This window comes from Methylobacter sp. BlB1 (assembly GCF_015476545.1).
In the GTDB taxonomy this organism is placed as follows: Bacteria; Pseudomonadota; Gammaproteobacteria; order Methylococcales; family Methylomonadaceae; genus Methylobacter.
In genome coordinates this window covers 1-12803 of record NZ_JADMKV010000088.1, presented here as the reverse complement: position 1 = coordinate 12803, position 12803 = coordinate 1, and the positions used below count along the sequence as shown (strand labels likewise).

Annotated in this window: 9 protein-coding genes; 7 read left to right on the top strand and 2 right to left on the bottom strand. The window is 52.3% G+C overall.

Annotation, left to right across the window (positions count from 1 at the left end; genetic code table 11):
- The first annotated feature begins 50 nt into the window (after positions 1-50).
- From IT781_RS20225 to IT781_RS20195, 7 genes are all read left to right on the top strand, one after another.
- Positions 51-533: an ATP-dependent zinc protease gene (locus IT781_RS20225; RefSeq protein ID WP_194971978.1), complete on the top strand. Its 483-nt coding sequence runs from the start codon at positions 51-53 to the stop codon at positions 531-533.
- A 9-nt stretch (positions 534-542) separates the two neighbouring features.
- A complete protein-coding gene (gene hsdR / locus IT781_RS20220) occupies positions 543-4097 on the top strand; it encodes a type I restriction-modification system endonuclease (protein WP_228779312.1) in 3555 nt (1184 codons plus the stop codon).
- Positions 4098-4605: 508 nt separating this feature from the next.
- Positions 4606-5733 carry a protein adenylyltransferase Fic gene (gene fic, locus IT781_RS20215; RefSeq protein ID WP_194971977.1) on the top strand — a complete coding sequence of 376 codons (1128 nt, stop codon included), beginning with the start codon at positions 4606-4608 and terminating at the stop codon, positions 5731-5733.
- 26 nt (positions 5734-5759) lie between these two features.
- On the top strand, positions 5760-7439 hold the full coding sequence (locus tag IT781_RS20210; RefSeq protein WP_194971976.1) for an N-6 DNA methylase: 1680 nt from the start codon (positions 5760-5762) through the stop codon (positions 7437-7439).
- On the top strand, positions 7439-9142 hold the full coding sequence (locus IT781_RS20205; protein WP_194971975.1) for a restriction endonuclease subunit S: 1704 nt from the start codon (positions 7439-7441) through the stop codon (positions 9140-9142). Before IT781_RS20210 ends, IT781_RS20205 begins: the two co-directional genes overlap by 1 nt.
- A gap of 9 nt (positions 9143-9151) precedes the next feature.
- Positions 9152-10720, top strand: a complete 1569-nt coding sequence (locus tag IT781_RS20200; RefSeq protein ID WP_194971974.1) for an AAA family ATPase — start codon at positions 9152-9154, stop codon at positions 10718-10720.
- Positions 10721-10734: 14 nt separating this feature from the next.
- Positions 10735-11544, top strand: a complete 810-nt coding sequence (locus IT781_RS20195; RefSeq protein WP_194971973.1) for a hypothetical protein — start codon at positions 10735-10737, stop codon at positions 11542-11544.
- 196 nt (positions 11545-11740) lie between these two features.
- Here IT781_RS20195 and IT781_RS20190 read toward each other — a convergent pair whose 3' ends face one another.
- Both IT781_RS20190 and IT781_RS22750 read right to left on the bottom strand, forming a co-directional pair.
- Positions 11741-12154: a hypothetical protein gene (locus IT781_RS20190; RefSeq protein WP_194971972.1), complete on the bottom strand. Its 414-nt coding sequence runs from the start codon at positions 12152-12154 to the stop codon at positions 11741-11743.
- Positions 12138-12803, bottom strand: a 666-nt coding sequence (locus IT781_RS22750; RefSeq protein ID WP_305076266.1) for an RHS repeat domain-containing protein, incomplete at its 5' end; no start/stop codon positions are given. The genes IT781_RS20190 and IT781_RS22750, both read right to left, overlap by 17 nt.

Sequence of the window (12803 nt, the reverse complement as noted above, 5' to 3'; positions counted from 1 at the left end):
CTACAAGCATAACTCTAAACCGATAATAGATCTCCAGGCAAAGATAAATAATGACAGATTTATCAACACAGTTACCGATGCTGGGCTGGCGCGAATGGGTCGCGTTGCCCGAACTGAATATCGGGCAGATCAAGGCCAAAATCGACACCGGCGCGCGCTCGTCGGCCCTGCATGCTTTCACCATCGACCCTTATCGAAAAGGCGAGCAGCGCTGGGTCATGTTCGCCATTCATCCCAGCCAGCTCAGAACCGATGTGGTGGTCGAATGCCATGCGCCGGTCAAAGACCGCCGCCTGGTTTCGGATTCGGGCGGGCATAAGCAGCTGCGCTACGTCATAGAAACCGAGCTTGTTCTGGGGCGCTCGCTGATTCGGGCCGAAATGAAGCTGACCAACCGCGACAGCATGCGCTTTCGCATGCTGCTCGGGCGTACCGCGATGAACCGGCGCTTTGTCATCGATCCCAGTTCCTCTTATCTGCAGGGAAAGCCGGAAATCTGGCGGGACGATCGCTTGCTGGAACTCATCAATTAAGCGGTCGTTATGGCGACAGCGATACAGGGAGGTTGTACTTCGCAGCCCATGGAAAATCCGGAATCAGCCAATTTTGCTTTCCTGGCAGAACACGATCCGCTGTTCGTGCAAATCGCTTCTGCCGCCGAAAAAGCGTTCCCGAGCGATCCCAATACCACCCTGATCAAGCTTCGTCAGCTCGGCGAAGCGCTGGCCCGGCATATCGCCGCGCTGGCGGGCATCGAGTTCAATGAGCAAACCGGTCAGGCCGAGTTGCTGTACCGGCTCGACCGCGAGCTGAAGTTCGAACCCGTCGTGCGCGAGCTGTTCCATACCCTGCGCGTCGAAGGCAACAAAGCCGCCCACCAGTTCAAAACCCGGCACAAAGAAGCCCTGGACGGACTGAAGGTCGCCAGAACTCTGGCCATCTGGTTCCATCAGTCGTTCGGCAAAGCGGGCGCGGCGTTTAAAGCGGGGCCTTTTATCCCGCCGGCCGACCCAAGCGTTCAGCTCAGGCGGCTCCAGACGGAAATCGAGACGTTAAAGCATGAACTGGCAGAAGCCAATATCCAGCTCGATTCCAGTCAGCAGCTGAACGATCTGATCGCACGGGAAAAGGCGGAATTCGAAGCGCTGGCCTTGGCCATGGATGAAGAATCACGCCAGCTCGCAATACAAGCCAAAACGCATGAAGCCGCTCTCAAAGCGCAACAACAGGAATACGAACAAGAACTAAAGGCTCTGCAAAGCCGGCTCGCCCGGCAAGACGACAAAGCCATCAGCGAGCAACGGCAGACAATTGCCAACAAAACCCGTTCCGCCAGCCAGTCTATCGTTTTAAACGAAGAACTCACGCGCCTGCTGATAGACCAGCAGCTCACCGAAGCAGGCTGGGAAGCGGACAGCCAGGAACTGACCTACAAAAGCGGCGCCCGCCCGGAAAAAGGGACCAATAAGGCCATCGCCGAATGGCCGACGAAGCACAAGGACGAGCAGGGCCGCGCGGATTACGTGCTGTTTTGCGGGTTGACACCCATTGCCGTGGTTGAGGCCAAAAGAGAAAACGCGAATGTGGCGGGTAAAATTCCGCAGGCGGAACGTTACAGCAAGGGCTTCACCGTTATCCCGCCCATGACGGGTGCTTGGGAGCTGGCGGGACGGACCATAGCCTGGCCTGATGAGGAAGATGGCCACTACAAAGTGCCTTTCGTGTATTCCTGCAACGGCCGCCCCTACATTCCGCAGCTAACCGAGCAGTCCGGCACCTGGTTCCGCGACGTGCGCGAGCCCGGCAATACTAAACGCGCACTTTTGCACTTCCATACCCCGCAAGGCCTGCTGGACCTGCTCAAACGCAGCAAGGCACAGGCGGAAGAGGCGCTCAGGCGGGAAGGATTCGCCTACCTCAAGCTGCGCGACTATCAGGTCAAAGCCATCGCCGCCGTCGAGCAGGCGATGGCCCGCAACAGCCGCACCGCCTTGCTGGCGATGGCGACGGGCACGGGCAAAACCCGCACCGTCATCGGCCTGATGTACCGTTTTTTGAAAGCCGAACGCTTCAGGCGCATTCTGTTTCTGGTGGACAGGACCGCGCTCGGCCGGCAGGCTATCGATGTGTTCAACGAAGCCGCGCTGGAACAAAACCAGACCCTGTCCAAGATCTACAATGTGGCCGAGCTCGGCGACATGGCCGCCGAGGCGGAAACCCGCGTGCAAGTCGCCACCGTGCAGGCCATGGTCAAGCGCATCTTCATGTCGGATGCGCCGCCGCCTGTCGACCGGTTCGACTGCATCATCATCGACGAAGCCCACCGGGGCTACACGCTCGACCAGGAAATGACCGAAGGTGAGCTGGCCACCCGCGATGCCGGCCAGTATCTGTCGACCTATCGCCAGGTGCTGGATTATTTCGACGCGGTCAAAGTCGGCCTGACCGCGACGCCTGCAAGACACACCAGCGAAATCTTCGGCAAGCCGGTTTACATCTATTCCTATCGCGAAGCGGTCGCCGACGACTGGCTGATCGACCACGAGCCGCCGATTCGCTACCAAACCCTGCTGACGCAGCAAGGCATCCGCTTTGAAAAAGGCGAGACGGTCAGCGCCGTCAACCTCCGGACCGGAGCGGTCGAAACCGCCGAACTGGAAGATGAGCTGAGTTTCGATGTGGACGCCTTCAACCGCCGGGTGATCAACGAAAACTTCAACCGGGTCATCTGCGAGCAGTTGGTTAAGGAGCTGGACCCTTTCGGCGACGAGAAAACCCTGATCTTCTGCGCCACCGATCTGCATGCCGACATGGTCAAGCGCCTGCTGGACGACGCCTTCAAAGACCTCTACGACAGCGAATACAATCAGGCTGCCGTCGCCAAGATCACCGGCCAGAGCGACAAGGTGGAGCAATTGATCCGCCAGTATAAGAACGAGCGCTACCCCAACATCGCCATCACCGTCGACCTGCTCACCACCGGCATCGACGTGCCGAAAATCTGCAATCTGGTGTTCATGCGCCGGGTGAAATCGCGCATCCTGTATGAACAGATGATCGGCCGCGCCACCCGCCGCTGCGATGAAATCGGCAAGACCGTCTTTCGCATTTACGATCCGGTGGACATCTATGCCGCCCTGCAGGACGTGAACACGATGAAGCCGCTGGTTAAGGACCCGAACATCACGCTGGACCAGCTGGCAGACGAGCTCGCCGACCCGGAACGGCTGGAAAAGGCGCTGAACAGCCCCGGCGAGCAACCCGGCGAAACCCATGCCGACGTGGTGCTCAGCCAGCTCAGCCAGAAACTGATGCGGATACTGCGCAAGGCCGAGAGCAAGTCGGAAAGCAAACCGGCGCTCAAACAAAAGCTTTCCGAACTGCAGCAACGCTGGGGCGTCGAGCCCAAGTCGCTGCACAGGCACCTGCATGAGCTTGGCCCCAGACAGGCCGCCCGCTTCATTCAGCAGCATGCGGGCTTGGCCGATCAGCTGGCGGAAGTCAACGCCTTGCTGGGCAGCGAGCGCCAGCCGATCATTTCGGAACATCATGACGAAATCCGCGACCGTAGCCAGAGCTACGGCGCCCATCAACGGCCCGAAGACTACCTCGACAGCTTCAACCGGTTCATCAAGGAACAGCTCAACCAGTCCGCGGCGCTGGCCGTGGTGGTCAACAAACCCCGCGATCTCACTCGCGAACAGCTCAAGGAAATCAAGCTGCTGCTCGATGGCGCAGGCTTCAGCGAGGCCAGGCTGCAAAGCGCCGTGCGCAACCAGACCAACCAGGACATTGCCGCCAGCATCATCGGCCACATCCGCCGCGCCGCCCTGGGCGAACCGCTGATCCCGTTCGAACAGCGGGTGGCGAAGGCGATGGATCGGATCTACGCCCGCCACAACTGGCTGCCGGCGCAGCGCAAATGGCTGGAACGCCTGGCTAAACAACTGGTGCACGAAGTCATCATCGACCGCGAATTCGTGAGCAGCCGTTTTGCCGACCACGGCGGCGCCAGACAGCTGGACAAAGTGCTGGGCAACCAGCTCGATACGGTATTGGAGGAACTCGGCGAGGGCATCTGGCCGCAGCAAGCTTAGTGACTTCTCGTTCCCACGCTCCGGCGAGAGTGCATACAACCGTCAATGTTGCTTCGTGCCACCTGCTGCCAATGAAACGTTCGGGTCGGGGTTACAAACCCCGACCCGCGTGGGAAACTGTTTATAAAAATGTAGGGGCGACTTCAGTCGCCCATGGATTAATAGGCGACTGAAGTCGCCCCCACATACTTGCGTAAGTCCAGTATCCTTATCTTGTCATGTTTAAAAATGCTGTTTTCTATATATATTGTTCGGATAGGCATAGAAATACGGAAAATCTATACATATGGCTCCCACACTCTGCGTGGGAGCCCGGCTTAGGACGCTCCGCATCCCGAACCGCGAAGTGGCTCGAAATGCGTTCCCACGCAGAGCATGGGAATGTTGAAGCAAACATTTCATGTCGATATTTTTAACACTTTTCGACATGAGCGCTTGTTATGTCGACAGCATCGATATATACTGGCGCCCCACACATCACGTGTCGAAATTTTAAAGGACTTTAAACATGACCTGGCGCGCCGACCAGCCCTACAACGCATTGCCGCTGCTCCCTCCCGCAACCGAACAGGTAGAAACCCGAGGCATTTTAAAAGCCTGCATTTCAGCGCGCGCAGCCTTGGCGGAGCTGAAACAGGCCGCAGAGCTGTTGCCTAACCAGGGATTGCTGATTAATTTGCTGCCGCTGCTGGAAGCAAAAGACAGCTCCGAAATCGAAAACATCGTCACCACCACGGACAAGCTGTTTCAGTTTGCCCATGAAGACAGCGGCGCCGACCAGGCGACCAAAGAGGCATTACGCTACCGCACGGCCCTGTATCAAGGCTTTGTGCAACTGTCAAAGCGCCCGCTCTGTACAGCGACAGCCATCGAAGTCTGCAGCACCCTTAAAGGCATAGAGATGGACATCCGCAAGATTCCGGGCACTGTGATCGGTAATGAAAGTACAGGGGACATTATCTACACCCCGCCTGCGGGCGAGGCCGTGATCCGTGACCTGCTCGGCAACTGGGAACGCTTTATTCATGCCGAAGATGACATCGACCCGCTGATCAAAATGGCCGTCAGCCATTATCAGTTCGAAGCCATTCATCCCTTCCATGACGGCAATGGCCGCACCGGCCGCATCCTCAATATTCTGTATCTGATCGAGCGGCAACTGCTCACCTTGCCGATTCTGTACCTGAGCCGCTACATCGTGCAGCACAAGGCCGATTATTACCGTTTGCTCAATCAAGTGACGAGCAGCGGCCATTGGCAGGACTGGATACTGTTCATCCTCAAAGGCGTCGAACAAATGTCCGGTTGGACCTGCGGCAAAATCGCCGCCATTCGCGCACTGATGGAACACACCAGTCGCTACGTCAAACAGCAGCTGCCCAAAGTTTACAGCCACGAACTGATACAAGTGATCTTCGAGCAGCCCTACTGCCGCATCAACAACCTGGTTGAACGCGATATCGCCCAGCGCCAGACCGCCTCGGTGTATCTAAAGCAACTGGCCGAGATCGGCGTATTGCAGGAGATGCAAGCGGGCAAGGAAAAACTCTTTGTCCACCCCAAGCTGATGCGCTTGATGAGCCAGGACAGCAACGAGATGATCCCATACCCCAATGATACTAGCCGCATCGGCTAGCGAACCGATTTTTTATCAGGAATAGCATGACCAACAATGACATCGTCCAAAAACTCTGGAACCTGTGCGACGTGCTGCGCGACGACGGCATCAACTACAGCGACTACGTCACCGAGCTGGTGCTGTTGCTGTTCATCAAGATGGTGCACGAAAACACCGAAGCCGGCACGCTGAAAAAACACCCGCTGCCCGAAGGCTGCCGTTGGACCGACCTGAACGGCAAATCCGGCATCAACCTGCTGAACGACTACAGAGCAATTTTGCTTGCTCTTTCAACCGGTAAGCGAACCGAAGCAGATCCTGAGGAAAAGGGCAAAACCATTGAAGTACAGGTCCATAATGACCCTCTTATCAGCGCCATCTATGGCGACGCGCAAACCCGCCTGCGCGAGCCGCGCCATCTGGAACAACTGATCAAAACCCTGGACCAGATCGACTGGTTCAGCGCGCAAAAAGACGGCCTGGGCGACCTGTACGAAGGCCTGCTGGAGAAAAACGCCTCCGAGACCAAGTCTGGCGCGGGCCAGTACTTCACCCCGCGCGCCCTGATCAACAGCATGGTGCGCTGCATCAAGCCGCAGGCCGGCGAACTGATCCAGGACCCGGCCGCCGGCACCGCCGGCTTCCTGATCGCCGCCGACCAGTACATCAAACAGCAGACCGACGACCTATTCGACCTGAATGCCCAACAGCAGCAGTTCCAGAAAAACAAGGCCTTCACCGGCGTCGAGCTGGTGCCTTCCACCCGCCGCCTGGCCTTGATGAACTGCCTGCTGCACGGCATGGAAGGCGACGACGAAGGCGTCGTGCATCTGGGCAACGCCCTGGGCCAGGCCGGCGCAGGTCTGGCAAAAGCCGATGTCATTCTCGCCAACCCGCCGTTCGGCACCGCCAAAGGCGGCGAAGCCAGCATCACCCGCGACGATCTGACCTACAAAACCAGCAACAAACAGCTGGCGTTTTTGCAGCATATCTACCGCAATCTCAAGCCCGGCGGCCGCGCCGCCGTGGTGTTGCCCGACAACGTCCTGTTCGAAGCCGGCGTCGGCACCGAGGTGCGCCGCGACCTGATGAACAAGTGCAACCTGCACACCATCCTGCGCCTGCCGACCGGCATCTTCTACGCCCAGGGCGTGAAAACCAACGTGCTGTTTTTCACCAAAGGTTCGGCCGGCGACAAACACCAGGAAGAAAACTGCACAGAAAACGTCTGGGTCTACGACCTGCGCACCAACATGCCCAGCTTCGGCAAGCGCAGCCCGTTTGGCGAGCAGCATCTTGAGCCGTTTGAAAAAGTCTATGACGCACAGGGAAGGGCTAATGCCGCGGCCGGCGGCGACTTCGCGCAGATTCTGGCTGGCCGGCAGGAAGGCGAGTGGTCATTCAATGCTGAGAAAATCGAAACGCCGGATACCGACGAAAACCAGGGCGTCGACGACCGCCTGGCCCACAGCCGCTGGCGCTGTTTCAGCCGCAAGTGGATCGCCGAGCACAAGGGCGATTCGCTGGATATTTCCTGGTTGAAAGATGCCGACAGCGTCGATGCCGCTAATTTGCCCGAGCCTTCGGTTCTCGCAAGTGAAGCCATGAGTGAACTGGTGCAAGCATTGGGGGAATTGGATGGCTTGATGCGGGAGTTGGGCGCGGGTGGCGAGGCGGATGCACATAGAACTTTACTGACTGATATGTTTGGTGAGGTAAAGTGATGGCAGAACCCCAATTGCCAGAAGCCTGGATAATTACTGAGTTGGACAGTATTTTGCTGTCCATCGTTGGTGGTGGTACACCAAGTAAATCAAACCTCAGTTACTATCGGGGAAATATTCCTTGGATGAGTGTTAAGGATATGAATAAAAATATCCTCGAAGACACGATAGATCACATCAGCCTAGAAGCCGTTAATAACAGCAGCACAAATATAATTCCAGCAGGTACGCCAATTATTGCAACGCGTATGAGCCTAGGAAAGATCGTTGTGGCTAAGTTTGACTCGGCTATTAACCAAGATCTAAAAGCACTATTTCTTCCAGCGAGCATATCAAGCGACTACTTGGTTTATTGGTATCGCTCGATTGCCCGACAGATCGAAGAATTAGGTACGGGTACAACTGTTAAAGGTATAAGGCTTGAGAATCTTAAGGTTTTGGAATTTCCTGTTGCCCCTCTAGCCGAACAAAAAGTCATCGCCGATAAACTCGACATCCTGCTGGCACAGGTGGAAAGCACCAAAGCCCGCCTCGAACGCATCCCGCAAATCCTCAAACGCTTCCGCCAATCCGTCCTTGCCGCTGCGGTGAGCGGGAAGTTGACAGAGGAGTGGCGACGATTGATAAAGGAATATCCGTCAATAAGTTATAAGGAAAGAAAGCTAAAACCTAAACCGGAGTTGTATGAACAAGCGCTGTTTTTAGTCCCGGATTTACCACCTGAATGGGAAATTGTGCCTTCCGCTCATCTCTTAGACTATATAACTAGCGGATCAAGGGGATGGGCAAGATATTACTCGAAGGGAGGCGCTCTTTTTCTACGAATGAGTAATGTACGTTACGACACTACCAAATTGGACTTAAATGACCTTCAGTTTGTTGATCTCCCACAAAGTGTTGAAGGTAAACGCTCTTTGTTAGAGCATAATGATTTGGTTATCTCAATCACGGCTGATGTCGGCAGGGTTGCTCGAATTGATCGTGATCTGGGGGAGGCTTATATTAATCAACACCTTGCGCTGGCAAGACCTGTTGAAAACTTCAACTCAGAGTTCTTAGCGATGTGCATTGCGGCTCAAAATATTGGGATTCGACAAATTCAAGAATTTAAAAGAGGCGCGACAAAAGCTGGCCTAGGTTTAGATGATATTCGCAGCTTGGCAATTCCAACTCCTTCACTCGAAGAACAAACCGAAATCGTCCGCCGTGTCGAACAATTGTTCGCCTATGCCGATACCATCGAACAGCAAGTACATAACGCCCTGGCGCGGGTCAACAACCTGACCCAATCCATCCTCGCCAAAGCCTTCCGTGGAGAACTGACCGAACAGTGGCGCAAAGACAACCTCGACCTGATCAGCGGCGACAACAGCGCCAAAGCCTTGTTAGAAAAAATCAAAGCCGAGCGCAAAGCGCTGGCTGAGCAACCCAAAAAACGCATACTCGCAGTAAAGCAAAAGACAGGTGGCACTATGAGCAAAAGCATTATCAAGGTAACCGAAGCGTTAAGGAAGGCCAACAAACCCTTAACAGGTCAGGAATTAATGGCTGCAGCCGGTTACCCCAGTAACAGCAGCACCGAGCAATTAGAGCAGTTTTTTCTGGATGTTCGCGATGCGTTGGAGGCAAAGCAGATCATCAAGCTAAAGCGCGATAAAAACGGACAGGACTGGTTTTCACTGAATGAGACGACAGAATCATAAGGACACGGCATGAAGGTCAATAAACTCCATATCCGCTCACGATTTAAAAATCTTGAAAACGTGGTAGTGGATTTTGATGAACACAATCTGATGACGGTAGTGGTGGGCCGCAATGGCTCTGGTAAATCCAACGTTTTGGAAGCCTTGGTTGCGATCTTCCGCAATCTGGATCTAGGGGAAGCGCCACCTTTTTCGTATAGTCTAATTTATCGCCTAGGCCAACAGAATACTGACTATTGGCAAGAAATCTTGATCGATGCTGACCCAGAGCGAGGAACATTGGCCAAACAATACGAAGTGAAAGTTTGTGACCTTAATCAGCCAAGGAATACCAGTTTATTTGATTTAGGGCCGGATTGGATATCGGTGCCCTTTTCCAAGGTCAGTCGTGACAAAAAAGGTCATGCTCCTTATCTGCCGAAATACGTGTTTGCCTATTACTCTGGCCCGAGTGATCGTTTGGAAAGTTACTTCCGCAAACATCGGACCGATTTCTATCGCAAACTGCTCAAAGACAAGTTGGATCTAAAAGGCGATATTCGCCCTTTGTTCTATGCCAAGCCGCATCACAGTCAGTTTGTCTTGTTGGCGTTTTTCTTATCTGAACAGGACAGTGTGGAAAAAGCGTTTTTGCGCGAGCACCTTGGTATTGAGGGCTTAGACAGTATTCATTTTGTGATGCGCCAACCCGATTGGGCAAAACAAAAAAGCGAATTGTTCTGGGGCGCGCGAGGTGTCGTACGTAAGTTTTTGGATGAGCTATACCCTTATGCATTAGCACCGGTTAAAGTCACCCGTCAGGAAGATACTTCGTTAACCGGTAACAATATTCGTAACGAGTTCTTTCATCTATTTCTGCCAAATCTGGATTTGCTGCGTAAGTTCGCCAAGAACCTGACGCCCGATGAGTTGTTTAAAATGCTGGAGAGCACCTTGCTTTCGGAAATTATTTCCGAAGTCAGTATTCGTGTGAAAGTCATCAGTAGCGACACACCGCTAACCTTCCGAGAACTGAGCGAGGGAGAGCAACAACTCCTGACCGTTTTGGGATTATTAAAGTTTACCGGCGGCAAAGATTCACTTTTTCTACTGGATGAACCGGATACGCACCTAAACCCATCCTGGGCAGTGAAATACCTTAAGTTCCTGCGCGACTTTGTGCCTAATCATGAGATCAGTCATCTGTTGATGGTGACGCATCATCCTTTGGCAATTGCAGAGCTTGAAAAGCAACAGGTTCAAGTAATGTGGCGTGATGCCCAGTATCAGGTTCATGCTCAAGAGCCGGAAGAAAGCCCAAGGGGGATGGGTATTAACCTGATACTTCGAAGCGATATGTTTGGGCTAAAAACAACATTAGATGACATTACGCAAGAAAAACTGACAGCTCGTAATAAATTAGCCAGTAAAGACAAATTGTCTCAAGAGCGTGTTCAGCGTGAGCCTGAAAAACCCGCCGAATCGGATGAAGAGTATCTTGCACGACTGAACGGCGAGTTAGCCGAGCTTGGCTTTAACTTATCCGCGGACGATCCTGATTACATGGATTACTTACGTGAAAAATATCACGGCAAATAGGGAGGGATAGTTTAATGCGCTGGATTTGCAAGGATGATATAGAAGAATGCTTGACTAAAGCTTGGCGAGACAAGGCGGAAGCAGCAAAAAACGAACTACTGGCGGCTTCTAATTCAGAGGAGAGGAAAAAGATATTAAAAAGAGTCGCATCATCGGATGTATGGCGCTCATTTTACGAATTGCTACCAGATAAATTGAAAAAGAAGTGCTGGTACTGTGAAGCGGAAGAAATTCGCTCTGACATGCCGGTTGATCATTTTCGTCCAAAAAATAAAGTAGAAGAAGAGCATGGGCATGAAGGCTATTGGTGGTTAGCCTTTGATTGGAAAAATTACCGCTGTGCTTGCACTTTTTGTAATAGTCGAAGGAACTTCGAGGAGACCGAAGGAGGGAAAGCGTGTAAGTTTCCTTTAGTGAATCCAGCCCTGAGAGTTTTTACCCCAGCAGATGCACAAGCTTTGCAAGAAGAAATGCCTGACTTTTTAGATCCCTTTGATCCCGATGATGAAAAATTGTTGTGGTTTGATGAGGATGGCATGCCCGAGTCAAAACCAGATGCTTCACCAGCTGAACAACGCAGGGTTAAAAATTCAATTGATATTTTCCACCTGCATGAAACACGAATCGTAAGAGCAAGAAATAAAATAAGAATTGATGTTGAAAAAGAAGTAGCGAAAATTCGAGAAGGTCGCAATGTACATGACGCCAAAATCACACTTCGGAAAATGGTTCGCGATACAGAGAAATTATCAAGAGCGGCTGTAGTGTATTTAAGAGCCCACCGTGACCTCGCCGAAGTTAAAGAAATTTTACAACTGGATTGAGTGATATGGCAGTTTGATTAGTCAGAACTGGGGCTCAAGGACAGCAAGTAGGGCGGTTTCGCACAGCAAACCGCCATTTCAAGCAGGCTGGTAGCATAGCGGAACATTACGGCTTTAAGGCTCCGTTTATTGGTGGATTGCCAAGCAAGGCAAATCCACCATACGAAACATCCGCCATATGGCTATACCACTTAAATTATTCTCTATCCATTAATTTTCGATACTTTTCAAACAAACTAATAGCTGCTGGATCATCGTCTATAAGTCGTTCATAAAAAGAAGAGTCTTTAGACCATTCTTCAAATACTATCGAAGACATCACGGTTCCATCTGGATAAGTTATTGTTGAAAGTTTCCAATATGATGATAGACGCCCATCAGTGATATTAAATAGCTCTGCTGGATATGGAGTTGGATACTCATCATCTGCATCTAAACATAGATAGTACCAAGGAGCGTTATCCCTAAAAAGTATGCCGTAAACACAATACTCTGTGTCTCTCTCTAAATATAATTGCCCATCAGATAAGCGAATATATTTTTTTAAACGCTCCACTGTTGAATTATCATTCAGTTCGAAAATATTGTTAACTTTACATAACACTTTCATTTTTTTCCCTTATGCCTGCTTCTCTGACAGACTCATACCTATGTATATAGTCCGTACTATGTTTTTTAAACTTGAAGTCCATTATGTCCCCTGTAATTGGGTCTCTTACATAATGAACGTTGGATTTTTTACCACCGTTTGAAATAGTTTCCAGTTCCATTTTTTGCATTCTTGCATATTTCGGATCACCAAGATTATCTATTTTCACAATTCCTTCACCCCGTTTAGCAGCATCTAAAGTCATCTGGTCTTGTATGCTCTTAGGAAGGCGACTTATTACATTACCAAATTTATCTGTCTCTACACTCTTTGCAACATTTGAACAATCTTTTCCTGTCAATCCTAACGGATCAATCCAGTTAACCGGATTAACCGCATACTGGAACAGATTCACGCCACCGGCCAGGCCAATCGGGTCCTGGTGAATGAATCGCCCTGCCTGGGGATCGTAATAGCGGTTCAGATTGTAGTGCAGCCCCGTATCGGCATCCCAATACTGCCCCTGAAACCGCAGCGGATTGTCGATTTCGGTGACATCGGCCAGTGCCAGCGCGCCATAAGCCCGATAGCGGGCCGACCAGACGATTTTGCCGGCCGCATCGGTCAGCTCGCGCGGCGTGCCGAGGTGATCCAGGTGGTAGTAATAGAC

Excerpts from the sequence above, each read along its gene's own strand:
- IT781_RS20205 (WP_194971975.1), top strand. The coding sequence starts at position 7,439 with ATGGCAGAACCCCAATTGCCAGAAGCCTGGATAATTACTGAGTTGGAC.
- IT781_RS20195 (WP_194971973.1), top strand. The coding sequence starts at position 10,735 with ATGCGCTGGATTTGCAAGGATGATATAGAAGAATGCTTGACTAAAGCT.
- IT781_RS20200 (WP_194971974.1), top strand. The coding sequence starts at position 9,152 with ATGAAGGTCAATAAACTCCATATCCGCTCACGATTTAAAAATCTTGAA.
- IT781_RS20210 (WP_194971976.1), top strand. The coding sequence starts at position 5,760 with ATGACCAACAATGACATCGTCCAAAAACTCTGGAACCTGTGCGACGTG.
- IT781_RS20190 (WP_194971972.1), bottom strand. The coding sequence starts at position 12,154 with ATGAAAGTGTTATGTAAAGTTAACAATATTTTCGAACTGAATGATAAT.
- IT781_RS20225 (WP_194971978.1), top strand. The coding sequence starts at position 51 with ATGACAGATTTATCAACACAGTTACCGATGCTGGGCTGGCGCGAATGG.
- hsdR (WP_228779312.1), top strand. The coding sequence starts at position 543 with ATGGCGACAGCGATACAGGGAGGTTGTACTTCGCAGCCCATGGAAAAT.
- fic (WP_194971977.1), top strand. The coding sequence starts at position 4,606 with ATGACCTGGCGCGCCGACCAGCCCTACAACGCATTGCCGCTGCTCCCT.